This window comes from Sorangium sp. So ce836 (genome assembly GCF_028553905.1).
In the GTDB taxonomy this organism is placed as follows: Bacteria; Myxococcota_A; Polyangia; order Polyangiales; family Polyangiaceae; genus Sorangium; species Sorangium cellulosum_D.
Map to the genome: position 1 here is coordinate 14,358,996 of NZ_CP102233.1, position 24,960 is coordinate 14,383,955.

16 protein-coding genes are annotated in these 24,960 nt (G+C 72.8%); 6 read left to right on the forward strand and 10 right to left on the reverse strand.

The window, feature by feature from the left end:
• Window positions 1-439 precede the first annotated feature (439 nt).
• From NQZ70_RS52440 to NQZ70_RS52460, 5 genes are all read right to left on the reverse strand, one after another.
• Window positions 440-1,489 (reverse strand): hypothetical protein, encoded by a 1,050-nt coding sequence (locus NQZ70_RS52440; protein WP_237244865.1) that lies wholly within the window; start codon window positions 1,487-1,489, stop codon window positions 440-442.
• The gene (locus NQZ70_RS52445; protein WP_129580942.1) at window positions 1,486-3,693 is read right to left on the reverse strand and encodes a hypothetical protein; all 2,208 of its coding nucleotides are present in this window, start codon (window positions 3,691-3,693) and stop codon (window positions 1,486-1,488) included. The genes NQZ70_RS52440 and NQZ70_RS52445 overlap by 4 nt, the downstream gene beginning before the upstream one ends.
• Window positions 3,690-5,144, reverse strand: a complete 1,455-nt coding sequence (locus NQZ70_RS52450) for a hypothetical protein (RefSeq protein ID WP_237244866.1) — start codon at window positions 5,142-5,144, stop codon at window positions 3,690-3,692. The genes NQZ70_RS52445 and NQZ70_RS52450 overlap by 4 nt, the downstream gene beginning before the upstream one ends.
• A 638-nt stretch (window positions 5,145-5,782) precedes the next feature.
• Window positions 5,783-6,175 carry a hypothetical protein gene (locus NQZ70_RS52455; RefSeq protein ID WP_237244867.1) on the reverse strand — a complete coding sequence of 131 codons (393 nt, stop codon included), beginning with the start codon at window positions 6,173-6,175 and terminating at the stop codon, window positions 5,783-5,785.
• 16 nt (window positions 6,176-6,191) lie between these two features.
• Window positions 6,192-7,220 (reverse strand): hypothetical protein, encoded by a 1,029-nt coding sequence (locus tag NQZ70_RS52460; protein ID WP_237244868.1) that lies wholly within the window; start codon window positions 7,218-7,220, stop codon window positions 6,192-6,194.
• 530 nt (window positions 7,221-7,750) lie between these two features.
• Between NQZ70_RS52460 and htpG the strand changes: the two genes are divergently transcribed.
• Together htpG and NQZ70_RS52470 are read left to right on the forward strand one after the other, a co-directional pair.
• On the forward strand, window positions 7,751-9,733 hold the full coding sequence (htpG, locus tag NQZ70_RS52465) for a molecular chaperone HtpG (protein WP_129580944.1): 1,983 nt from the start codon (window positions 7,751-7,753) through the stop codon (window positions 9,731-9,733).
• Between the two features lie 70 nt (window positions 9,734-9,803).
• On the forward strand, window positions 9,804-10,826 hold the full coding sequence (locus NQZ70_RS52470; RefSeq protein ID WP_129580945.1) for a hypothetical protein: 1,023 nt from the start codon (window positions 9,804-9,806) through the stop codon (window positions 10,824-10,826).
• Between the two features lie 65 nt (window positions 10,827-10,891).
• On the opposite strand, the gene NQZ70_RS52475 is transcribed toward NQZ70_RS52470, so the two are convergent.
• Complete coding sequence (locus NQZ70_RS52475) at window positions 10,892-11,752, reverse strand: tol-pal system YbgF family protein (RefSeq protein WP_129580946.1); 861 nt, start codon at window positions 11,750-11,752, stop codon at window positions 10,892-10,894.
• 185 nt (window positions 11,753-11,937) lie between these two features.
• Between NQZ70_RS52475 and efp the strand changes: the two genes are divergently transcribed.
• Window positions 11,938-12,501 carry an elongation factor P gene (gene efp / locus NQZ70_RS52480; protein WP_129580947.1) on the forward strand — a complete coding sequence of 188 codons (564 nt, stop codon included), beginning with the start codon at window positions 11,938-11,940 and terminating at the stop codon, window positions 12,499-12,501.
• A 33-nt stretch (window positions 12,502-12,534) separates the two neighbouring features.
• Here the strand turns inward: efp and NQZ70_RS52485 are convergent, their stop codons facing one another.
• Window positions 12,535-14,493 (reverse strand): hypothetical protein, encoded by a 1,959-nt coding sequence (locus NQZ70_RS52485; protein WP_129580948.1) that lies wholly within the window; start codon window positions 14,491-14,493, stop codon window positions 12,535-12,537.
• A 140-nt stretch (window positions 14,494-14,633) separates the two neighbouring features.
• Here NQZ70_RS52485 and NQZ70_RS53685 point away from each other — a divergent pair, with 140 nt between their 5' ends.
• From NQZ70_RS53685 to chrA, 3 genes are all read left to right on the forward strand, one after another.
• A complete protein-coding gene (locus NQZ70_RS53685) occupies window positions 14,634-14,828 on the forward strand; it encodes a DUF5522 domain-containing protein (RefSeq protein WP_129580949.1) in 195 nt (64 codons plus the stop codon).
• A 227-nt stretch (window positions 14,829-15,055) separates the two neighbouring features.
• Window positions 15,056-17,227: a VWA domain-containing protein gene (locus NQZ70_RS52490; RefSeq protein WP_165374604.1), complete on the forward strand. Its 2,172-nt coding sequence runs from the start codon at window positions 15,056-15,058 to the stop codon at window positions 17,225-17,227.
• Window positions 17,228-17,351: 124 nt separating this feature from the next.
• On the forward strand, window positions 17,352-18,539 hold the full coding sequence (gene chrA / locus NQZ70_RS52495) for a chromate efflux transporter (protein WP_129580950.1): 1,188 nt from the start codon (window positions 17,352-17,354) through the stop codon (window positions 18,537-18,539).
• Window positions 18,540-18,563: 24 nt separating this feature from the next.
• On the opposite strand, the gene NQZ70_RS52500 is transcribed toward chrA, so the two are convergent.
• From NQZ70_RS52500 to NQZ70_RS52510, 3 genes are all read right to left on the reverse strand, one after another.
• Window positions 18,564-19,754 carry a glycosyltransferase gene (locus NQZ70_RS52500; protein WP_129580951.1) on the reverse strand — a complete coding sequence of 397 codons (1,191 nt, stop codon included), beginning with the start codon at window positions 19,752-19,754 and terminating at the stop codon, window positions 18,564-18,566.
• A 231-nt stretch (window positions 19,755-19,985) separates the two neighbouring features.
• Window positions 19,986-21,149, reverse strand: a complete 1,164-nt coding sequence (locus tag NQZ70_RS52505) for an acyl-CoA dehydrogenase family protein (RefSeq protein ID WP_129580952.1) — start codon at window positions 21,147-21,149, stop codon at window positions 19,986-19,988.
• Window positions 21,150-21,280: 131 nt separating this feature from the next.
• Window positions 21,281-24,775 carry a hypothetical protein gene (locus tag NQZ70_RS52510; protein ID WP_165374605.1) on the reverse strand — a complete coding sequence of 1,165 codons (3,495 nt, stop codon included), beginning with the start codon at window positions 24,773-24,775 and terminating at the stop codon, window positions 21,281-21,283.
• Window positions 24,776-24,960: the final 185 nt, after the last annotated feature.

Consider the following 24,960-nt stretch of genomic DNA (forward strand, 5'->3'; position numbering starts at 1 on the left):
CGGACGGACGACGGCGGAGGACACAGACTCCGAGCCGGGCGAGCATCCCTTCGCTTTCACTTACGGCATAATGCCGAGGGCGAAGAGCGCATCCGCCCAGAGCGGCCAGAGCGTGCGGTACGGGTGGGTCGCCAGCACCACGCCGCCGCTCGGCAGGCGTTGCACGTGAAAGGGGGCGTCCCCGCGGTCAGCGCTGTCTTGTCACCCTCGTGCAGGTGGACCCATGAGAGGGCGAGATCGCGCGCAACCGACGCGGTGTCCGAAAGAGCGAAGGACGGCAGAGAGAGAGAGGATGCCCACCCCGGCCCGTGCTCGGCGCTTCGCGCCTGCGCGCGGTCCGCCCCTCCCAAATCGCGCGCTCCGCGCGCTCAGGGAGGGGTGCGTTGCCCAGCATTTCCAGGTGCGGAACCTGCAAGGGAGAGTAGGCGGGCGCCCTGCGTCATGACGTGATGCCCAGCAAGAAGAGGGCGTCGGCCCAGAGCGGCCACAGCGTGCGGTACGGGTGCGTCGCCAGCATCACACCGCCGCTCGGGAGGCGACGGACGTGGTAGGGGGCGTGTTGCTCGAGAAACCGGACGTGTTTGCGCGTGGTGAGGTCCACGTCGTGCACGGGCGCGCCCTCTGCGATTATCTTCATGATCTCGCGGGCATAGGGCTCCACGGCGCGCCAATCATCGTCCGGGAGCGCCGACGCCTCAAGCGCGTCGAGAAGCACTGCCGGTGCAGTATCAATGGCCTGTAGAACCGCTTCCCGCGATACCTCAGCGCCGCCTTTGACCGCGATGCGCGCCCCGTGTGGAGCAGCGTCGACGCGCGCACGCAGCGCGTCCATCGACAACCCCGCGGCGCGTTCCACCTTGTCGTCGTCGTGCAGGTGCACCCACGAGAGAGCAAGATCACGCACGACCTCCGTGGCCGTCGCGTGGTAGGTCGCGCCGATTTCGATCGGGGCGCCCCAGTGCCCGAGCTTCGTACATCCTCCGGTCGTTACGCGTCTGCTCGCGCCCGGCGCGCATAGGCGGAGCAGGAGATCCTCCACGTCCTCCTGGACAACGAGTGACGCCATGGCCGCCTCAACCTCGATCGATCTCGCACTGGCGAGCACGCCGACGGGCAGGCGAAGCGGGAGCAGTTCCTCCTTGTCGAATGGCGACATGCCGAGAGGACCTGAGGCGCCGCGGCGAAGCTGCCCGTCGCCGCAGCAGTGGCTGCTGAAGCCTAGCGCACGTCCGGAGCTTAGCGTCACACCGAAAGACGCCCAAGCGTACGCGTCCGTGCCGAACTGGGCATGCAGCGTCGCAGCGACTTCGTCGACAGGAATCTCATCACGCCATGTCGAGAATATCGACAGGCTGCTACAGATCCGCCGCGGGTGAACGAGAGCCGACAGCGCCGCTGCAAATGCGTCGATCCTATCCGACTCGTCGCACCACGCGAAGAACGAAGGAGTTGATTCCCTCAAAATCCGCTGACCGCTTGACTCGCTCATATCTCGATGATCCTAACAAAATGCTTGAAGCCCTCTCCGGAAATCTGAACGGTCCGGCCTGTGGACTTGTCGAATAAATATCCATTGTTGGTGATCTTGTTGTGATCGTCGAACGCCACGCCCTTCTTGATGATTATCTCGACTCTTGCGACGTCGCCGGCGAGTCCCTTCTCTTTCAGCGCCTTCAGGGCGTTCGTCAACTGCTTGATCGCTTCCTGGACGTGCGTCCCACTTTTTGCCTCGCTCACTGCGAGCTTATTCCCTGTGGTTACCGTCACAAAATCGGGCGCCTTCGCGGCATCGCTGTAGGCAGGAGCGTTCCTCGGGATACCCAGCACCGTGCGCACTCCGTCATCGCCAACGCCGATCAGCGCCCGCCCATCGTCCAGAAGGAACTTGGCCGCCTTCTTCTCGAAGGCGTCGATCAGCTTGGTGGTGACCGCCCCGCGCAGCGTCTTGTACGATGTGCGCCGCGATGCGCGCAGCGCTGTCGCGAGCTCCTCGCCCATCTGCGCGATCTCCTCGGCGACCCGGATCGCTTCCGGCGTCATCCCGCCGGCGCGACCGACCGCGCGCCACATCGGTCCGACCGCCCCGAGCCCGAAGCCCACCCCCGAGAAGATCCGCTCCTCGTCGCTCAGCGCCTGCCCCGACGGCAGGCACCACGCCTTCCCGCTCACCGCCTCGCACAAGTCGAGCGCCGGCCCGACCACCGGCACGAACCCCACCCCGATGCGCGTCGTCGCGTGCACCAGCGTCTGCATCACCTCCGCGTACGCCTCGAAGCCCTCGCCGACGGTCGACATCGCCCCTGCGAACGCGCTGATCGTCTGGTAGAGCTGCGTCTGCTCCAGATCGAGCGCGTCGCCGGTCCACTGGTTCAGGCTGTCCTTCATCTGGTCCGCGAGCGCGTCGAACCGTGGCTTCAGCACCGTGTCCACCTGCGCCCGCAGGTCCGCCGGCACCGGCGAGTCCACGAACCAGTCCGACGCATCCATGAACCGCCGCACGTACGCCGTGAGCCGGTTCTGCGCCTTCAGGAAGGCGTTCGTCTCCGCCAGCGACACCCCCATCCGGTCGCGCAGCGCGATCTCCAGCGCCGCGCTGTTCTCACGCCACGCCCGCACGTTCGCCACGAAGTCGGCCCGCGCGACCACCACCCCGCCGCTCACGTCGGCCTCCAGCGCCGCGATCACCGCGTCCGCGTACGCCGCGTACGGGTCCCTCCCCTCCTCGAACGCCCCGTCCACCTCCGCGATGTCGGGCACCTCCACCCACGGCACCTCGCTCTCCCCGAGCGCGTAGTTCCACGGGTCATCCGGATCCCACCCCTCGGCGCGCGCGTCCTGCGTCGCCAGGTCCGCCACCTCGTCCGCCTGCGCGCCAAACTCGTCGAGCAACCGCCCGAGCTCGTCCTCGAGATCGCTGACGCTCTTCTTCAGGTCATCGACGAGCTGCTCCATCGCCGCCCGTGTCTCCGGGTCGACCACGTCCTTGTACCGGTCCAGGATCGCGTCGAGGTCGGTCCGCGAGATCTCGTCCAGCGGCCGGCTCACCAGATCGTGCAGCTCGGTATCGAGCTGCCGCAGCAGATCCATCCTCGCCCGGAGGTCCGCTACCTTGGCCGCGTTGCGGAGGAGCGCCGCCATCAGCTTGGCGACCGCGACCTCCAGCTCCGCGATGTCGCGCGCCAGTGCCGGGTTGATCTCCGCGAGGCTCAGGTCGAGGGTCGTGTCACCCGAGAACGCCACCCCACGGCGCCGGACGTCGAAGAGCGGCTTGTTCAACCCGAGCGGCACCGACACGAGGTTCACCACCTCGCGCGCGTCGACGCACGTGTCGTCGCCGCTCTCCGTGTAGACGTGGAAATGGAAGTCGTTCGCGCCCATGCGGAGCAGCACCGAATCGAACGCCGCCTCCATCCGATTGCTCTCCGAGCCGTCATCGTGGAACACGAACTCGCCCGGGACCTCGTAGGTGGGGAGCGGCGTCTGGTTCACGCGGAAATAAGGCGCTCCAGGGACGGCGAGCTCGGGCGTCACGCACCTCGCGTTGAACTGCATGGAGACCCAGTCGAGGCTGTACGGCGTGCCGGCCCGCGCGAACGACGGCGACAGCACCGCCAGCGCTGTGACCAGCGCGACGAGCCTCTGGAACACCGCGGCGCAACAGCGGCGCAGCGCGACATCCTCCGACCGGCTCATGTCCCCTCCGCCCCGCGCACGGCGGCGTCATACGCGATCGCGGCGCCCTTCACGTCGCCCGCGTCCAGCCTCGCCTGCGCGGCGTCGAGCGCCGCCGTGGTCATTCCCTTTTCCCGCAGCGCCGCCAGGCCCGCCGCGATCTTCCGCGGCAGGCCGGTCCTGAGCTCCGCCTCCGCGGCGTCGAACCGCCCTCGCAGCGCCGCGCACCCGGCCTCGCGCCACGACGACCCTGCCGCCTCGCAGAGCGGCCGCATCTGCACCAGCGCCACGAGCTCCCCGCACCGCTCCGCCAGCAGCGGCAGCCCCACCTTCTCGCTCACCGGCGGCGCCGCCGACAGCGCCTCCACCCGCGCGCGCGCTCCCTCGCCGAACACCTCCGACGCCCTCTCGAGCCGCGACCGCGCGATCGCCTCGTGCGCCCCTTCGTCCCCCTCCAGCACGCGGAGCGACTGCCGGCGCAGCGCGATGCCGCCGAGCAGCGCCGTCGCCGTCGCATCGCTCCGGGCGACCCGCCGCTGCGCATAGCCCAGCATCGCGCTCAGCGAGCGCAGCGCCCCCGACGTCATGTCCGGCACCACCGCGCCGTGGGTCGCGAGGACCTCCTCGTGCGGCGCGATCGCCTCCTCGAACGACACCGCGAGCGCCTGGAGCTCCGCCGACAGCGTCATGATCTCCGCGGCGAGCTCGTTCGGCGCCCGGCTCGCCTCGCGCGCCGCCGCGAGCACCGCCTGCTCCGCGCCGTCGAGTTCGTCGATGCCTGACCGCGACGCCTGCTTCGACAGCGCCGCGTACGCCGCCGTCTCCGCCGCCTCGGTCGCGCGGTACGCGGCGAAGCTCGCCGCGACGCCTGCGTATCTGGATTGCAGCGGCGCGGCATCGCTCCGGGCCTGGTCGAAGATCGCCTGCACGACCGCCATCGCCTGTTTGTCGGCCGCCAGCGCGGCCACGAGCGGCTCCTTCTCGACGCTCGCCTTGTCGGTCATCGCCTGCTGGAAGTTGTCGGCCGCGCGGACCGGCTCCTCCTCCAAGATCGCCTCCTGGCGCTGCCTGGACTGCGAGAGCAGCCCGAGGAGCCTGCCGTGCAGGGTCGCCCGGAGCGACTCGGCGTTCTTCTCCTCGTCGCGCACGTAGGCCACCGCCCGATCGATGAGATCGAACCAGGCCCGGAGCGCCGCCTCGTTCGCGGCGAGATCGTCGAGCATCGCGCCGCTCGGCTCGAGCGCCCAGATCTGGATCGGCAGCTCTCCGTCCGCCTCGGCCTTGCTCCACGCGCTGCCCGGGCCCTCGCTCGCGTCCACGCAGTGCTCGACCACGCTGGTGTTCGATTGCGCGCAGAACCGGCTGGGCGCGTGCTCCTCGCGCCCCCACAAGCACCCGCACGCCGTCGCGCCGAGCGCCAGGGCGGCCACGGCCGCCACGAGGATCGCCTTCCGCCTCGTGTTCCTTCTCATGCTCATTGCCTCCACCCCGCGATCTTTCTCGCCGCGCACGCTCGCCCGCTCGTATGAGCAGAAGCAAGCGTCCACACCAAGGCGGTAGGACATTGCTCGGCCGAGACGCCCGCCCCGAGCGCCATTCCGTCCTTCCTCGACGCGCGGGCCATCGCTGGACGGGAAGGCCGTCGCCTCGCGGGAGCATCGCGGGAGCAGTCCTGGTGGGTCCGACGGGAGTCCTCGATGACGCCAAGGCCGCCGTCCACAGGAGCGCAGGGGACGTACCGGGTGTGGCGCTCGACGCCGGAGCCGCTCCGCGGGCGACGAGCGCGGGGCGAGACGACGCCGGAGCCGCTCCGCGGGCGACGAGCCCAGGGCGAGACGACGCCGGAGCCGCTCCGCGGGCGACGAGCGCAGGGCGAGACGACGCTGGAGCCGCTCCGCGGGCGACGTGCCCAGGGCGAGACGACGCCGGAGCCGTCGGAAAGGCGAGGTCCGGCGGCGCCGGAGCTGCCGAGCGCTTCGGAAGGGCTTCGCCCGCGGCGATGGCCGAGGGGAACGGCTCGGAGCGCGGCTCGCCGCGGGATCATCGCGTTTCCCGGCCGTGGCAGCGCGATTCGGGGGGCGTGAGGGCCGCTCGCAGGCGCGGCCGGCGGTCAGCCGCCTTCGAGCGGCAGCGGCGATTCGGGCGAGGCGGGCTCCTCGGCGGGCAGCGCGCCGTCCTCCTCGGCCGCGGTCCGGCCGGGCCTGCGGCCTGACGGGCGCACCTTGGCGGCGAGATCCTCGAGGCCGGCGAACGTGAAGCTCGCGGCGAGCAACGCTGCGCCCTGGCCGAAGCTCTTGTCGCTCTTGCGCATGGCACTCTGCTTCGCGCGCAGCGTCGCCTCCTTCTCGCGCTCCTCGGTCGCGACCTTCGCGAGCGCCTTCTTCAGCGCCGGCAGCTCGGCCGCGACGCCCGGCGGCGCCGCGTCGGCGCCTGTTCCACGCCCGGCGGCGCCGCGTCGGCGCCTGTTCCACGCCCGGCGGCGCCGCGTCAGCGCCTGTTCCACGCCCTCCGGCGCCGCGTCAGCGCCGCTTCCGCGGATCGCCGCGGAGGATCGGATACGCCATCAGGAGGCTCAGCCACACGACCAGGAACTTCGGATCGGCCAGCGTCTCGAACGGGATCTCGAAGCGCTCGTTCGCGGGCTCCACCTTGCGCTGCTGCGCCTGCGCCGTCGCGGGGGCCACGACCTCGGGCAGCCGCCTCCCGCCGATCTCGACGTTCGTGCCGCCCGTCGCGGGCAGCCTCGGCAGCAGGGCGCCCTCGGCCGCCAGCGCCTGCTCCTCGGGGGTCCGCTGCGTCGAGAGATCCGGATCGACGATCACCGCCGCCGGCTCGAGCGCCTCCTGGCCCTCGCCGCCGCCGCGAGGCGTCGCGGTCGCGATCCGCGCGTCCTGCTCCGGCTCCTCCGGGCGGTCCACCGGGGCGTAGCGCGGCGCGACCTCGCCGGGCCTGCGGGCGCGGAGCTCGACCGTCACCCGGGTCGGGATGTACACGCGCCGCACCTCCTCGGCCGGGACCACGGTGTCCTTGACCGACGCGGGCGCCCCGGCGAGCTCGGGCACCTTCGCGCGCGCGGCGTCGATCGCCGCCTGCTCCGCGTCGATCGCCGCCCTGCAGCCCGGGAGGGACGGATCGAAGTCGAGCCCGACGGCGCTGGCGCCCCCCTTCCTCACATCCTGGTTCGCCGTGCACTCCCGGAGCACGCGCTCCGCCACGGCGTCGTCCTCCCGGTGCAGGAGCGCGAGCGCGAGCTCCTTGCGATCGTCGATGCCGTTCGCGACCTCCGGCCGGGCGACGAAGCGGTAGCGCACGCGGAGCGCGACGTTGCGCTGCCCCGCGGCGTCGACGACGGTCACGGCCTCCTTGAGGAGGTTGTCCGTGGTCGCGCCCTGGACCTCGCGCCGGCTCACCATCACCCGGGACCGCCGCAGCCCGGTGAACACCGAGCGCGTCTGCGCCCGCACGCGCTCGAGGATCTTGAAATCGCTCGTCTCGGTCGGGACGTAGACGTAGCCCTCGAACTGGAGCAGAGCGGGCGGACGCTTCATGTCCTCGTTGCCCGTCGCCTTGCCCCGATCGCTGCACCCCGCGAGCGCCAGCACCCCGATTACCGGGACAACGCGGACTACTGCACGGAGAAGTGCCACCACAACAGATCTCCCCGACGGCGAGGGTGCAACCTCGGTGAATCTAGCGCCGCCACCCTCCTGAAGAAACCCTTACCCTCCGGAAAAACCGAGCGAGGATGCGGGGATCGCAGCCAGCGACCTGAACGTGAGGACCCGGCGCGCGGCGTCCGACCTCGGGTCATGTCTCGACCCGTGAACGCGTGAGCCCCCACCCTGGGAGCGCGCGTCGCCACGGGTGAGCCCCCACCCTGGGAGCGCGCTTCGCCGCGGGTGAGCCACCCTGGCATCGCGCGTCGCCGCCCTCCCGCGGCGCCGCGGGAGGGCGGCGCCGCGGGAGGGCGGCGCATCGAGCGCGGCGACCGCGCCGCGACGCGGCCGCGGCCCGCGCGTCGCTCTGCAGCGCGGTGGGGGATTGCCCTTTCGAAAATCGGATCCATTTGGTCGCCGAGATGAACACGGAAAGCCAGAACCCCGAAACCAGCGGTGCCGAGCCCTCGGGCGCGGCGCCGGGCCCCCAGCCGCCCGCGTCGACCGCGTCCGAGGAGGCCAAGGCCGCCGGCGCGGTCGAGCTCCCCTTCCAGGCCGAGGTGCAGCAGGTCCTCGCGCTCGTCATCAACTCGCTCTACGCGAACCAGGAGGTCTTCCTGCGCGAGCTCATCTCGAACGCGTCGGACGCGCTCGACAAGGCCCGCTTCCTGGCCCTCACGCGCGAAGGGGTCGCCGAGCAGGTCGGCGAGCCCGCGATCCTCATCACGCTCGACGACGCGGCCCGGACCCTCACCATTGAGGACAACGGCATCGGCATGACCCGCGACGAGGTGGTGCAGAACCTCGGCACCATCGCCCGGTCGGGGTCGCTGGAGTTCCTGAAGGCCAACGCCGAGGCCGCGCAGCAGCAGAAGAAGGACGGCGGCAAGCTCCAGCTCATCGGCCAGTTCGGCGTCGGCTTCTACGCCGCGTTCATGGTCGCCTCGCGCGTCGACGTGCAGACCCGCTCGATGCTGCCCGGCGCCGAGCCCGTCCTGTGGCGCTCGTCCGGCGCCGGCTCCTTCACCGTGGCGCCCGGCGACCGCGAGCACCCCGGCACGAAGATCGTCCTCCACCTCAAGGACGACGCGCGCGAGTACACGAAGGCGTGGCGGATCAAGGAGATCATCCGCAAGTACTCGGATTTCGTTCATTTCCCGATCAAGGTGAACGACGAGGTCGCGAACCGCTCGGCCGCCCTCTGGACGCTGCCGAAGTCGCAGATCACCGAGGAGCAGCACGCGGAGTTCTTCCGGCACGTGACCGGCGGCTACGAGGGGGAGAAGCCGCTGCTCACGGTGCACCTGTCGATCGACGCGCCGGTGCAGTTCCACGCCCTGCTCTACGTGCCCGAGAAGGCGCCGCCGGACATGTTCCACAAGGACCGCAGGGCGGTGCGCCTCTACGCGAAGCGGGTCCTCATCGTCGAGGAGTGCGACAAGCTCACGCCGATGTACCTGCGCTTCCTGCGCGGCGTCGTCGACTCCGAGGACCTGTCGCTGAACGTCTCGCGCGAGATGCTCCAGGAGAACCGCACGCTCTCGCAGATCGAGCAGCAGATCGTCAAGCAGGTGCTCAAAGCGCTGAAGGACCTCTCCGAGTCGGATCCCGAGCGGTACGCGACCTTCTGGAAGGAGTTCGGCCGGGTCGTCAAGGAAGGGGTCACCAACGACTGGAAGAACAAGGACGCGATCGCCGAGCTCTGCCGGTTCGAGTCGATGAACACGGAGGCGGACAAGCTCATCTCGCTCCGCGACTACGTGGAGAAGATGCCGGAGGGGCAGAAGGAGATCTACTACGTGACCGGCCTCGGCCGCCGCGCGGTGGAGCAGAGCCCGCACCTCGAGGCGTTCCGCAAGCGCGGCTACGACGTGCTGTTCCTCGTGGATCCGGTCGACGAATGGCTGGTGAAGGCGCTGAACGAGTTCGACAAGCGCCGCCTCAAGAGCGTGACGCACGGCGACGTCGACCTCGGCGAGGAGCCGGAGAAGAAGGACCAGCCGGAGGAGTCGGTGGACGCCGCCGTGGCGGCGGTCAAGGCGGCGCTCGGCGACCAGGTGAAGGACGTGCGCGTCTCGCGCCGCCTGACCGACAGCGCGAGCTGCCTCGTCGCGGCCGAGGGCGATCCAGGGGCGAACCTCGAGCGGATCATGAAGCTCATCGACCAGAGCACCGAGGAGTCCAAGCGGATCCTGGAGCTCAACCCGAGCCACCCGGTGGTGAAGAACCTCAACATCCTGGCGGGGCGCGAGCCCGGCTCGGAGCGGGTGAAGCAGTGGTCCGAGCTCCTCCTCGACCAGGCCCTCCTCGTCGAGGGCGTGGTGCAGGAGCCGGCGAAGCTCGTCCGGCGCATCCAGGACCTGCTCGCGCAGGTCAGCTCCGCCGCCGTCAGCAACCAGGCCTGAGCGGCGGTTTCTTGGCCCGGATCGGGCGGCCGGGGTACGCGCGGAGGCGGCATCGGACGAGGTCGCCAGGATGTCCCGCTTCGCAGCACCACCGCTCAGCCGTCGGACCTTTCTCCATGCGCTCGGCGCGGCGGGCGGCGCCGTCGCCGCGCCGGGGCTCTTCCGGCCGGCGCCGGCGCTCGCCGGGGGCGCCTCGAAGGTGAAGCGCGTCGAGGCCTCGGACCTCGGCGTGACGCTGAAGCTCGAGCTGTCGCACGCGCCGTTCCCCTGCGCCGGCGCCCCGTACCGGGACGCGACGGTGCTGGTCTTCGTGCCGGACCATTACCGCGCGCCGGAGAGCGGCGAGCTCGACCTGGTGATCCACTTCCACGGTCACGTCACGACCGCGGAGCGGGCCATCGCGGCGCACAAGCTCCGCGAGCAGCTCCACGAGAGCAAGCAGAACGCGGTGCTCGTCGTGCCGCAGGGCGCGGTGAACGCCGCCGAGTCGCCCCCGGGCCAGCTGGGGCAGCAGGGCGGCCTCCGGCGGCTGTGCGGCGAGCTCGCGGCGGTGCTCGCGGGCCCCGCGGCGCGGCGGGCGCTCGGCGACCGCGCCGCCCCGCGGAAGGCGAAGCTCGGGAGGCTCTGCCTGTCGGCGCACTCGGGCGGCTACCGCGTCGCGGCCGCGTGCCTCCGCCACGGCGGCTGCGAGGTGAGCGAGGTGTACCTGTTCGACGCCCTGTACGGGGAGGTCGACGCGTTCCGCGACTGGGTGCTCGAGCGGAAGGACAGGTCGGGGCGGGACCGGCACAAGCTCATCAGCCACTTCGTCGCGGGCGAGCCGCGGCGGCTCAACCTCGAGCTCGAGCGCTCGCTCCAGGCGAAGGGCGTCGCCTGCCTCCACGAGCGCCGCCCGGGCGAGCTCACGCGCAAGCAGCTCCTGGACGGCCGCGCGATCTTCATCGAGGCCCCGCTCGCGCACAGCGCGGTGACCTTCCAGCAGAACGCGTTCCGCGACTGCCTGTTCGCGTCCGGCTTCCGCCGCACGCTCCGATCCAGCTGGTTCGAGGGCAAGGACGAGCCGCGGAAGATCGACGTGCGCCCCCCGACCTGAGGCGAGCCGCCGGCGCTTCGCCGCGCGGGAGCCGGCGCGCCGCCTCGCCGCGCGCGCGGCGGGCGTCAGTGCCGGAGCGAGACGTCGGCCAGCGCGAGGCGCGCGTCGTTGATGTAGGCGCTGTCCGGGAAGCGGCGGATGAACGACCGCAGCGTCGTCTTCGCGTCGTTCCAGGCCTGGATGTCGAGCAGGCACTCGGCGAGGAGGAAGGTCGCGTCATCCATGACCTCGCGGTCGGGCGACGCCTCCGAGAGCGTCATGAGCAGCGGGATCGCGTCGCGCTGGCGGTTCAGCCTGCGGTAGGCGCGCGCCAGGTTGAGGCGGGCCGACGGGGTGTGCGACGCCGTCTCCTTCTGGCGGATCGCGTCCTCGAAGGCGACCGCGGCCTCGTGCCAGCGGCCCGTCCGCATGTGATCGAGGCCCGTCTGGTACGATTTGATCGACAGCTCCGAGCGCGCCTTGTCGACCGAGTCCGTGAAGAAGGCGAGCTCGGCGCGGGTGAGCGGCGCCTTGCGCAGCGCCTCGAACCCCTCGATCACCTCCTGCCGCCGCTCGGCACGGATGAGCTCGTAAAACGCCGCGGCGTCGCTCTCGGCCTTGGCCCGCGCGTCGTTCCGCTGCTGCATCTCCTTGAGATCCGCCTCGTGCTTCGCGATGCGGTCCCGGGCGCCCTTCGTCTCGGCCTGGACGGCGTCCACGCGCGCGTCCCAGGCGAGCTTGACCACGCCGATGACCACGATCACGAAGAGGAGGTTCGCGCTCGCGCTGTTCCAGAAGGCGCGCCGCTCGTACGCCATCTGGCGCTTGGAGATGCTCTTCAGGTCCGCGGCGAGGGCGTTCGTGAGGTTGTTCGTCTTGATGATGAGCCCGCGGGATTCCACGATTTCACGCTTGATCTCCCGGAGCTCGTCGTCGAAGTCGTGCATTTTCAAGTCCTGAAACCGCGCCCTGTGCAGGAGGCCGCGCTCGTGCTAAGGGGGCCGCGACGCGGGCCCCCGAACCGCGCCCGGGAGGCCGCTAACGCGGACTCGCGGGCCGCGCAAGGGGGACGCAGACGCGGATCCCCGGCCTCGCCGACAGGCCGCCCTTACGCTACCAGGAAGCTCTGCCTATGGACACAAGCGACATCCGAAAAGGCCTCAAGATGATGGTCGACGGCCAGCCCTACTCGGTCATCGACTTCCAGTTCGTCAAGCCGGGAAAGGGGCAGGCCTTCACCCGCGTCAAGATCCGGAACATGGCGACCGGCGCGGTGCTCGAGCGCACCTACAAATCGGGCGAGAAGCTGGAGCCCGCGGACGTGGAGGAGCGCAGCCTCCAGTACATTTATCCCGAGGGCACGGACTACGTGTTCATGGACCCGGCGACCGGCGAGCAGCTCACGGTCCCCGGCGACAAGATTGGCGACGATTCCCAGTGGCTCAGCGACGGGATGTCGATCGACGTGACCCTGTTCAACGGCCAGCCGATCGGCGTCAGCATGCCCCCGCACGTGGTGCTCCAGATCGTGAGCAGCGAGCCGGGCGTGAAGGGCGACACGGCGAGCGGCGCCACGAAGCCCGCCACGGTGTCGACCGGCGCGACCGTCAACGTCCCGCTCTTCGTGAAGGAGGGCGAGTGGATCAAGATCGACACGACCGACGGCAAGTACCTGGAGCGCGTCAACAAGGGTTGAGCCCCGGCTGACCCCGGGGCCTCGGCCGCGGGGTCACTTCGCCTCGAAGATCACCGCGGCCGCGCCGACGACGCACGCGACGCGCGCCCCCCCGTTGGCCGGCGCGCACGCGGTCGCCTGCGCGAGGTCGCCGCCCGACCAGAGGCGCGCGGCGCCGCCCGCCGTCGCCACGAGGAGCCCGCCGGCGGCGGGGACCGCGAGCGTCGCGCCGTCCGGCGACCGCGCCGCGCCCTGCGGGGCGGGCGTGGTGAGCGGGAACGACAGCGCGGACGCGGTCGGCGCGGCGGCGCGCAGGTCGATCGAGACCAGCGCGGCGCCGAGGGCGATGTCGAAGCCGCCCTCGGAGGCGGCGAGCGGGGAGAACGGCAGCCGCTCGGTCCCGGCGCAGCGCTCGGGCGGGGCCGCGCCCGGCCGGGCGCGGGGCCCCTGGCCGCGGAGCAGCGGGAGCGGGACCTCCATCTCGCCGACGGCGTCGGGCGAGCTGCGGAAGAGCGCGAGCAGCGTGGGCGCGTCGCAGCGCCGCTCGACCGCGACGAGCTCCGCGGGCCCGGCGTGGACGGCGGCGGGCCAGGGGGGGATGTCCGTCGCGGCCTCGGTCAACGTCGGCGACGCCGCGGGGTCGACGCGGACGACGCCCTGCGCGGTGCGGACGAGCAGGGCGCCGCTCGGCTCGAACGCGAGCGAGCCGAGGGCGCCGGGCCGGGTCGGCTGCGGGGCCGCGGCGGTGCGGTACACGGCGCTCGCGGTCGCCGGCGGCGCGAGCTTCGCGAGGAGCTTGCCCTCGTCCTTCGTGCGCGGCTCGGCGCCGCCGCGGTCGAGCGCCGCGACGGCCGCGATCGGCGCGCCGCGGGTCGACGCCGCGACCGCCTCGGCGTGGTCGATCGCCGCCGCGAGCCCCGGCTCCCCGCACCGCACCGGGCCCGCGCCCGTCCAGACGAGGGCCTCGCCGGCGCGCGTGGCGTCGCGGCCGGCGACCGCGCCGCCGCCGGCCGCGGCGTCGGCGCAGAGGGCGGCGTGGAGCCGGCGCAGCCGCTGGGCGGAGGCGGCCACGGCCGGCGCGGTGGACTTGCCGCGCGCGTCGCGGAGCAGGGAGGCGGCGAGCGCGCGCAGCGCCTCGGCGGGCTGCGCCGCGTCGCGCGACAGGCCCGCGGGGCGATCGAGGAAGACCAGCGGGACGCCGAGGTCGGCGGCGGCGCCCGCCGGCGCCGGGAACGGGCGCAGCGCGCCGGAGAGGCCGATGGAGACGACGAGGTCGTCGCGGCCGTCGGCGTCGCGGTCGGCGACCTCGAGGGAGGCGGAGAGCGCCTCTTGGGGCGGCGGGGTGCGGAGGCGGAGCTCCAGGGCGAGCTCCGGCGCCGCGCCCGCGCCCGCGGCGGGGCCGGGGAGGCGGATCACGGCGATCCAGCGCGTGGCGCCCGCGCCGGCGGCGCGCTGCTGATCGGGGCACTGGGGCGCGAAATCGAGGGCGAGCGTCGCGGGGCCGATCTGGCTGAGGCCGACGCGCGGGGTGCACCCCTGCGCGGCGAGATCGCCGGGGAGGGCGGCGAGCGTGCGCGGCGCCTGCGGGCGCGCGGCGGGCGCGAGCAGGAGCTCGCCGCGCAGGCCGTCGGGCGCCCGCGCCCAGGCGACGAGATCGCGCGCGCCGTCGCCGTCGAGGTCGAGCAGGAGGCCGGTCTCGAAGGTGCGCCCGGTCGGCGCGGCGGCCACGGCGCCGCCGTCGAGGGGCCACCGCTTGCCGCCTTCGGGCGCCGGGACGCTCGGCACGGCCGCGAACCGGGGCGCGGCGGCGTCCGGAGCGCCGGCGTCGGCGTCGGGGCCCGCGTCCGGCGCGCCGGGGGCGACGGCGCTCAGCGGGGGCGGGGAGCCGGAGGGCGCCGCCGAGCCGAGCGTGTAGGGCGTGTAGGGCTTGGAGCTCGGGCAGCCGTCGCAGCCGGTCGCGGCGAGGAGCGGGAGCAGGGCGCGGAGGAGCTTCGGGCAGGATCGATCGAGCATCGCGAGCGGACCCGCCCGAGCACCGGCGCGCGGCGGGCGGCGCAGGCGTAGCACGGGCGGCGGGCGGGCGTCGCGGCCCGGCCGCGCCCCGGGGTCGGATGGCGCCGGTACGCGTTTCGGAGTAGCTTGATCGAGGGCAGATGCGCGGGCCGAAACCTCCTAAGGCCATCGAAGGCGAAGACTATTACCTCGAAGGCGGCCGGGTGGTGTTCACAGCGGCGTATCACCTGAAGCGGGGATACTGCTGCAACTCGAAATGTCGTCATTGCCCTTACCGTGAGAGCGCGCCGGCGGAGTCGGTGACCGTCACGGTGCCTCGCCTGAAACTTCCCTGAAGCGATCGAGCGCCCGCGGCGGACGACAGCGAAGCAGGCCGCGGCGTTCCGTTGTCGGCGCATGAGGCGGCGGGCGGCCGCTGCTGCGCCGCAGTCCCTCGGCTGTCGATGACATCGGAAGCGCGCGCGCGCGATGACGCGACGGCGCGACGGCGCGATGGAATGTCGGTTGTCCAGGTTGTGCGGAGCGTCTAGGATTTCGCACCCACACTCGCGCAGGAGTTGCTATGCGTCGTAGTTTTCGTCCTCTGCTCTACTGCCTTTTGCTCTCCGTGCCGGTCGGCTGCACCGCTGCGTCGAACGACAAAGCCCCGCTGCCGCCGCCGACGACCGATGCGGGGCCGACGATCGAGGACACGGATGAGGACGGCATCAGCGACGCGGACGAGGGGCGCGACGAGGAGGTCGACACCGACAACGACGGCGTGCCCGATTTCGAGGACACCGACTCCGACAACGACGGGCTGCCCGACAAGCTCGAGGGCGCCATCCCCGCGGGGCAAACCGCGCTGCCCGACAGCGACGGCGACGGCGTGCCGGATTTCCGCGACGAGGACTCCGACAACAACGGGATCCCCGACGAAGAGGAGGGCGACGGCGACCGCGACGACGACGGCACGGCCGATTACGCGGACCTCGACGACGACGGCGACGGCCTCTTCGACAAGAACGAGCTGGGGCCGGACCCGCTCGACCCGGTGAACACCGACGGCGACAGGTGGCCTGACTTCCGCGACACCGACTCGGACAACGACGGCATCCTCGATCGGTTCGAGCGAGAGATCGACGCCGATGGCGACAAGATCCCGGCGTTCCGCGATCTCGACTCGGACGGCGACTGCCGGCCCGACGCGGTCGAGCGGGGCGAGGGCGAGATCACGAAGCCGCCCATCGACAGCGACAACGACGGCGCGGCCGATTTCCTCGATCTGGACAGCGACAACGACGGCCTGCTCGACAAGCTCGAGGACGTCAACTGCGACGGCGTGCTCGACCCGCTCGAGTCCAGCACCGCGAGCGAGGACACGGACGAGGACGGCGTGAGCGATCTCATCGAGGTGGCCGCCGGCACGAACCCGAACGACGACCTGGATAACCCGCGGGCCAACGGGGACTTCGTGTTCATCGTGCCGTACCGGGACGATCCGAGCCCGGCGCAGGACACGCTCGACTTCTCGACCAACATCTCGCAGGCCGACGTGGTGTTCGCGATGGACACCACGGGCTCCATGAGCGGCTCCATCAGGAACCTGCAGGGCGCGCTCCAGGACATGATCGATGTGCTCGCCGAGGAGATCCCGAGCATCGGTATCGGCGTGACCCACTACAAGGACTTCCCGACCGACCCGTACGGAAGCTCCGCCGACCAGCCGTTCTACCTGGAGCACCGGGTGATGAGCGTGCTCACGCCGGAGGGGCGGGAATCGGTGCAGGACGCGGTGGACGAGCTCTCGGCCTCGGGCGGCAACGACGAGCCGGAGAGCGGCTGGGAGGCGCTCTTCCAGATCGCCAGCGGGCGGGGCACGAACGAGGGACGCTCGAGCGTGCCGGCGTTCAACCCGGCGACCGCGCCGCCGGGCCACATCCCGGCGGGCGAGTCGATCGGCACGATCGGCGGCGTGGGCTTCCGCACCGGCTCGCTGCCCATCGTGGTGATGATCACCGACGTGCCAAGCCACAACGGGACGATCCCGGGGTACGGCTACTCGAGGATCGCGTCCCCGAATTACCAGCAGGCGCTGAGCGCGGTGACCGCCCTGGGCGGCCGCCTCATCGGCATGGTGGCGACCTCCGACGGGAGCGAGGCGAAGGCCGATTTGACGGCCGGCGCGCTGGCGACGGGCTCGGTGGTTCCGCCGACGGCGTGGGGCCCCGAGGGCATGCGCCCGCCGCGGTGCGATGTCGGCCAGTGCTGCACCGGCGAGAACGGCAGGGGCGTGACGGCGGCGAACGGCAAGTGCCCGCTCGTGTTCCAGACCTCCAGCAGCGGCACCGGCCTGAACCTGGCCGTCGTGCAGGCGATCAAGGTGCTCACGACCTACGTCACGCTCGACATCTCGGCGGCGGCGCAGGACGACGAGACCGACACGGTCGACGCCGTGAGCGCGTTCATCGACAGGATCATCGCGAACAACCTGGCGCCGGAGCCCTGCACCTCAGGGCTCAGGGTCGTGGACAAGAACCTCGACGGCGTCGCGGACACGTTTGCCAACGTGTTCCCGGGGCCGACGGTCTGCTTCGACGTGCTCCCGAAGATCAACGTCTCGGTGCCCCCGACGACGGAGCCGCAGGTCTTCACGGCGAACATCGTCGTCACGGGCGACGGCGTGACGACGCTGAGCACCCGCAAGATCTTCTTCCTCGTCCCGCCGGAGATCCCGGACCTCCCCATCGAATGAAGGCCGCGCCGGCGCCCGCCGGCGGGCGCCCGGCGCCGCGGAGGGGGCTGCCCTGGCGGCGGCCCCATCCAGGCCATCGGCGGCCCTTCCGGGGCCCGCTTCTGGTACACAAGGCAGCACGGTCATGGGCGAAGGCTCGGTCAGCGGGGGGGCCCGGGCGCCCGGCGAGGCCCGGGGCGCGGCGCTCTGGGAGCTCGCGCGGCTGTTCTTCCGGCTGGGCGTCACGGCGTTCGGCGGCCCTGCGGCCCACGTCGCGATGATGGAGGACGAGGTGGTCCGCCGGCGCGGCTGGATGACGCGCGAGGACTTCCTCGATCTCTACGGTGCGACGAACCTGATCCCGGGACCCAGCTCGACCGAGCTCGCGATCCACATCGGGCACCGCCGTGCCGGCTGGGCGGGGCTGCTCGTGGCCGGGGCGTGCTTCATCGTTCCGGCGGCGCTCATCACGCTCGGCTTTGCGTGGGGGTATGTCCGGTTCGGCGCCGTGCCGGAGATGTCGGCGCTGCTCTACGGGGTGAAGCCGGTGATCATCGCGGTGGTGGTCCAGGCGCTCTGGGGTCTCGGCCGCGCCGGTCTGCGCTCGAAGCTCTCGGCGGGCCTCGCGGCGCTCTGCGCGGGCGCGAGCCTGCTCGGCGTCCACGAGCTCGCGATCCTGGCCGGCGCCGGCGCGCTCGCGGTGGCGTTCCGGGTCGCGGCCGGGCGCCCTCAGGGCTCGTCGCCCGGCGTGGCGGGCCTCGTCGTCCCGCTCGCCGGCGGCGCCGCGACGGCCGCGGCCGCGGGCGTGCCGTTCGGGCTCCTGCCGCTGTTCCTGTTCTTTTTCAAGGTGGGCTCGGTCCTCTTCGGGAGCGGCTATGTGCTCCTCGCGTTTCTTCGCGCGGATCTCGTCGAGCGATACGGCTGGATGACCGAGGCGCAGCTGCTCGACGCGGTGGCGGTCGGCCAGGTGACGCCCGGCCCCGTCTTCACGACGGCGACGTTCATCGGGTATTTCCTTGGCCGTGGCCCGGGCGCCCTTGTCGCCACGCTGGGCATCTTCCTCCCGGCGTTCTTCTTCGTCGCGCTGAGCGGCCCGCTGATCCCCCGCGTCCGCCGCTCCGCGGTGGCGTCGGCCTTCCTGGACGGCGTGAACGCGGCGTCGCTCGCGCTGATGGCGGTCGTCTCCTACCGCCTCGCCCGGGCGGCGCTGGTCGACTGGCTCACCGGCGCTCTGGCCATCGTGGCAACGCTCCTGCTCGTCCGTTACCGCGTGAGCTCGCTCTGGCTCATCCTGGCCGGCGCCGCCATCGGTGTCCTCTCGGTTCACCTGTAGAGCGGTTGGCGTATCTTCCGCGCGTCACCGGGCCGGCGATCGCACCGAGGACGGCTCGTCCGCCGCCACCAGCTCCGACCCAGCCCCGATATAGAACGCGTTCCCCCGCCAGGCGACCCGCCGGTTCGAGTAGGCGTTCAGCCAGCAGAAGAACCAGCACAGCGTGCGGAGCGGCTCCGCGGCCACGAGCAGCAGGTTGGAGCGCGCCGGCCGCAGCGCCCTCAGGGCCAGGAACGTCCCGAGGCTCTGCAGCGCCCAGGCGATCAGCCACACCTCCAGGGCGAGGCGCGTCGGGCTGAGCAGCAACGTCAGCCAGGCGATGAGCAGCGGCGAGTTGAACGGCTCCACCGCGAAGCAGCGCGGGACGAGCGCGCGCCGCATCTTCGCCCAGCGGGTGTGCCGATCCAGCGTGCGCATGAGCGAGCAGCTCGTGTTGCGGTTCTCGATCGGATCCAGGCACAGATCGACCACGAACCCGCGCGCGCTGAAGCGCTGCCCGAGCACGTCGTCCTCCGCCAGCACGTTGCCCACGCTCTCGAGCCCGCCGACCCGCTCGAGATCGGCCCGCCGCATCGCCATCGACTTGCCCACGCTGATCGACCGCCCCGCGAGCTCCGCGGCGGCGACGATCCCGGGCGCGATGAACGCCCCGAGCTGCGCGTTCTCGACCACGGCGCCGAGCGTGCGCTCCCCCGTGCCCGCGACGAGGCTCGAGACGAGCCCCACGCCGGGCCGCATCAAGCGCGACAGGAGCGTGCGGAGGTAGTCCGGGCGAACACGCACGTTCGCGTCCGAGATGACAAGGACGCTGCCCTCCGCCCTGCGCGTGAGCTCGAGGAGCTGCGCCACCTTCGGGTTCAACGCCTCGCTCGGGTCCGTCACGCAGAGCCGCGCCTTCACCTCGGGGTGCGCCTCGATGAAGGCCTGGATCACCGGCACCGCCGGGTCCTCGCGCGAGGCGACGCCGAAGACGAGCTCGTAACAGGGGTAATCGAGGCGGGCGAAGGAGTCGAGGTTGCTGGCGAGCTCGTCATCGACGCCCGCGACAGGCTTGAGGATGCTGACGACCGGGGGCGCCGCGAGCGGCCGCGGCGCGTCGTGCGCCGCTTCGAGGCGGTGCCGGGCGATCCTCAAGAGGAACGAGGCCTGGAGCGTCGCATAGATGGTAGATGACAGCGCCGTCGGCGCGACCGTCGCCAGAGCTCCCCAATCCATGGATGACGATGCTGGACGAGGCGCGTGGCGTCCCGATGGCCGGACCGCAAAACCAGCGCTGCCTTTTCGCAACCAGGGCGTGACAGGAGCTCATCGCCCCCCCGCGCCGCCTGGCAGCGAGTCGCCACGATACGCCCCGACCGCCGCCGGCGACATCGCCCTTCGCCCGGGGATCCGTCTCCGACGAATGCGCGCCGGCGCCGGGCGAGCGGGGCCGTGCGGCGTGCGGGGTCAGGTGATGCGGCCGATCAGCTCTCGCGTGATGTTCTTTTGATGGGACTCGAGCGTGCCGCCGCCGATCTCGAGCAGCTTGGCGTCCCGGAAGAACCGCTCCACCTTGTACTCGGTGCAGTACCCCCAGCCGCCGAGCACCTGCATGGCGTTGTCGGCCACCTCCTTGCCCACCGGCGCCGCGAAGAGCTTCGCCGCGTCCGTCCCGAGGCGGTTTCTCCGGTCGGGGCTGACGTTGCGCGCCACCGAGTAGATGAGGGCGCGCGCCGCCTCGGTCTTGGCGTAGCTCTCCGCGATGTAGCGCTGGATCTGCCCGTGCTCGGCGATCGGCTTTCCGAAGCTCCTCCGCTCTCCGGCGTACTGGATCATGATGTCCAGACAGCGATCCGCGATTCCGAGGCTCATGGCAGCGAGGGTGAGGCGCTCCAGCTCCAGGTTCCTCATCATGTTGCGGATCCCGCCGCCCTCCTGGCCGAGGACGTTCCGGGCGGGCACGACGCAGTCGTCGAAGATGAGCTCGCTCATCGTGCTGGCGCGCATTCCCATCTTCGGCGTCTTCTCGTCGGTCGAGAACCCGGGGAACCCGCGCTCCACCACGAAGGTCGTGACCCTGCCCTCGATCGTCGCGTAGACCAGGAAGATCTGGGCCTCGGGGGCGTTCGTGATGAGCGCCTTGCGCCCTTTCAGGATGTACCGGTCTCCATCGCGCCGGGCGAACGTCTTCATGCCGAGCACGTCTGTCCCGCTCGTGGGCTCGGTCATGCCCATCGCGCCGATCCACTCGCCGGAGAGCACCTTCGGCAGGTACCGCGCGCGCTGCTCGTCGCTCCCGGCATGGAAGAAGTTGTTCACGAACAGCATCGCGTGGGCGAGATACGCGAGCGTGAACCCGGGATCGCTCTTCGCGAGCTCGTGGTGGACGATCACGGCGGCGAGCGCGTCCATGCCCGCGCCCCCGTACTCGGAGGGCACGGTCACGCCGAGCAGGCCGAGCTCGCCAAGGCGCTGCATCAGCGGGACGTTGAGGGTGGCGCTCCGGTCGTGCTCGTCGGCCTGCGGCTCGACGACCTCACGGGCGAAATCCCGCACCATCTGCCGCAGCATCCGGTGCTCTTCCGTCGGGTTTTCCAGGTCGCTTTCCATGGCGGAGGATGACGCGCTCATCACGCCGAACGTAGCACGCGGGAGCGCGCGACCGCGACGGCGTGGCACGCGATTCGCTTCGTCCTCGGGCGAACCCTCTCGAAAGGGGCCGTATGAAACGCTGGACCGACGTGGTGCTCTGGAGCGTGGTGCTAGTGTCGCTGCTGATGTGGCTGCTCGGCGTGCTCGGCGTTCTGCCCGAGGACGGCTGGCTCAACGTGCTCCTCGTGATTTCCGCCGCCTTCGCCGTGACCGGAATGCTCCGGCAGATGCCCGCTCGGCCCCACCGGTGAGCCGGCGGGCGCCGCCTCGAGCGACTCCGACTCTGTCGCCGTCGCCGCGGGGCCGTCCTGGCAGCAGCGGACGCCGGTCGAGTAATCGAGGTAGCTCCGCGGGTGGGCCGTGATGAGCGCCTCGCAGCCCGCCCGGGTCGAGCGCGCGTAGAAGCCGCCGGCGAACGCGCCGCCCGGCTCGTTCACCCACTCATCGAGGTTGCCCACGAGGTCGTAGACCGCGTCGCTGCCCCAGCGGCTCCGGCACCGGGGGCTCCCGCCCGTCTCGCGGAGCAGGGGCTCTCGGGCGCTGCGCACGCGGTTGAGCCGGGGATCCAGGTGGCCAATCGACGCGTTGCCGTGGAGCAGGGCGGCGGGGTGCGCCGGCCGGAAGACATTGCACGCCCCCTCCTCGAACGTGTCGCCGTACGGGTACAGGGTGTCGTCCTCGCCGCGGCACGCCGTGACGAACTCGTCGACCGAGCAGAGCCGCTTGCCCGCGGCCGCGCAGGCGCTCTCGGCGACGAGCCCGGTCACGTAGCCGCTCGGCCGCACCCCGGACCGGGAGCGGGCCAGGGCGGCGGTCGGCCGGCCGCGCTGCCAGCCAGGGAGCAGCGGCAGCGGGAAGGCGCGGGCGTGGACGTCGCCGATCCGCCGCCGGCCGGTCGACCACTCGGCGAGCGTGATCTCGAGGAGGTTCGGGGTCGACGGGTAGTCGGGCGAGAGCGCCTGTCCGGTGGCGCCGTCGACGAGCATCGCCTCGAAGCGATCGATGCAGAAGCGGCCGCCCGCGATCGCGACCATGTCCGAGGGGCACGCGGGCGCGGCCGGCAGCGCGGGGGCGGGCGCCTCCGTCGGCGGCCCCGCGGCGGGGCGCGCCGCCGCGCCCGCGGCCGCCGGCAGCGCGGGGCGCGCGACGCCCGCCTCGGCCTGCGCGTCGAGCCCGCGCACCGCGCTCCCGAACCACCGCAGGCTGCCGTCGGCCGCCCAGACCACGTCACCCGCCACGCAGGCGCCGGGGGCCGCGAGCTCCGGGACGGTCACGAAGGCGCCCGGCGAGGGCGCCGGGACCGCGCGCCGCGCCGGCTGCCCGTCGACGCAGAGCGCGCCGGTGTCGTCCGTCGGCCACGGCTGCGACGCGAGCTCCGCGCCGTCGTCGTCCAGCCAGACCACGTGGCTCCGGGCCGCGTCGCTGAGCAGCGCGCCTCCCTCGGGCAGGGCGACGAGCCGCACCGTGGAGTCGCCCTCGGCGAGCGGCAGCGACGCCTCGCGCGCGGGGCCGGGCCGGCCGAGCGCGTCGATCGAGAGCGCCACGACCTTGCGCGGATCGCCGGCGCTCACGCCGGCGACGAGGGCCCCGCCGCCCCGCCGCTCGCACGCGTCGAACCCCGCGCGCACCGGCGACGCGATCGCCACGGCGGGCGCCGCTGCGGCGCGGGGCGCGCGGGGGTCGACGCGCGCGAGCGCGGCCTGCGCGCCCGGTGCGGCGAGCGCGCCCGAGGCGTCGATCCCGGTGATCTGGAGCCGATCGCCGAGCACCTCGAGGAAGAGCCCCCGCTCGCGGCCGCCGACGAGCGCCGCGCCGCCCTCGTGGGCGCGCCCCCGCAGCGCGGGCACCACGAGGGGCTCGGGCGCGAGCCGCACCACGTCGGTCCTCGCGAGCCACCAGGACGCGCCGATGCGCGCCGCGCGCCGCCGGTCGGCGGGGCGCTCCGGCTCGTCGATCGGCGTGCCCGGCGCGCCCCCGGGCGGCGCGGCGCCGAGGCCTGCCGGCGCGGCCGACGCGGAGATCTGGCCGCGCGCGTCGAGCCGGTGGAGCTGCCCCGCGGCGAGGGCGAGCCCCTCGCCGTCCGCCGCGAACGCGCCCCACGCGAGGCGCGCGCGCCGCGCCGGGAACGGGTCCGGCTCGCGGCGCGGCTGCCCGTCGGCGCGCGAGGCCGAGAAGAGCTCGCCGGCGATCGTCTGGAAGTAGGCGCGATCGCCCGCCCACACGGCGAGCCCCGGATCGTACGCCGGCTGCCCCGCGGCGCGCCGGGCGCCGCTCGCGGCGATGCGCTCGAGCGCGCCGATCTCGGCCGGCGCGAGCGGCGTCGGGTCCGCGAGGCGCGCCGGATCCACGGCGCAGACCGCCCTGGGAGCGGCGCCGGCCGGGAGCCGCTGGAGCGAGGGCGCGACGCGCGTCGCCTGGCAGGCCCCGTTGCGGCCGGTGACGTCGACGGCCACCGCGCCCGCGCTCGCCGTCGCGAGGCGCGGATCCACGTGGCCGCGCAGCGCGCCGTAGTCGAGGTCCCCCTCGGCCACGACGGCGCGCCGGCTCGCGTCGAGCTTGCCGTCCTCGCCGAGCGACGCGAAGGCGATCTGCGCGCTCCCGAGCCATGACGTGCTCGTCTTCTTCGCGCTCGCCGCGTAGTAGAGGAGGTCGATCGCGCCGGGCCGCCCGCCGGCGTCGATGAGCCCCATGCCGTCGAGCGGCGGCCGGAACCGCAGCCCGGTGGGGGACGACGTCGTCGCGATCCCCTCGGCCGGCGAGAACCAGCGGATCCGCACCTCGACCTCGGGCAGCGGATCCGGCCGCTTCGGCTGGGGCGCCGCGCGCGGGGCCTTCCTGGGCCGGCCTTCCCGCCCGCGATCCGCGCCGCGCTTCTTCTTCTCGGCCGGCGCGCCGCGGCCGCCGGACGCCTTCTCGGGCCGCCTCGTCGCGGGCGCCTTGCGGGCGGGCGCCTTGCGGGCGGGCTTCGCCGCGGCCGAGCGCTCGCGCGCCGCGCGCCGCGCCTTCGCGGCGACGTCGCGCTTCGCGGGATCGGCGATCTCGAGCTCGATCAGCGCGACGCGCTCGCCCACGGCCGCCGCCGCGTGCGCGCGGGCCCTCGCGCATGCGCGGGACGCGGATGAGGTCTCGTCGGGGAGGAACGTCGTCGCGCAGAGCTCGCCGTCCTGCGAGGTGAGCAGCGTCGTGCTCCCGCTGGGCGAGGAGAGGGCGCCGGCGAGGTCCTCGTCGACGAGCGGGAGCGGCGGCCCGAGCTCGCCGGTCGCGGCGTCGAGGCGCCTGACCCAGCCGAACCGGTCCGACGACGTCTTGGAGACGAACACCACCGAGCGGCCGTCGAGCGACGGCTCGACGGTGAACGCGAGCGGCTCGAGCTGCGGCGCGCCGAGCGGGGTGCGGCCGGGTTGCGCCGCGGCGTCGGCCGCCTCCGCGGTGTCGGCCGGCGGCGGCGGCGGGGAGGCGGCGGGCCCGCGGGCGGGGGCGCGCGCCGCCGTGCCGGCGGGCGCGGGCGCCGCCGTCATCGGGCGGCCGGAGCACGCGCCCGCGCCGCAGGCGAGCGGCACGAGCAGGGCAGCGAGGAGGGAGAGGGGCGATCGGGGACGTCGCATGCTTCGCGCGCTCGGCCTCCCTCGCGGCGCGGCCGGGAGGGGGCGGCGGCCGAGCCTAGCGCAGATGGGCCGGCGATCGTCGCCAGGCGCGCGCGCCGCGCGCCGTGGGGGGCACGCAGGCCGGAGCGTGCACCGCGGTGCCGCTCTGTACAGGGCGCGATCGCCGCGGGGCGCGCGCCCGCGGG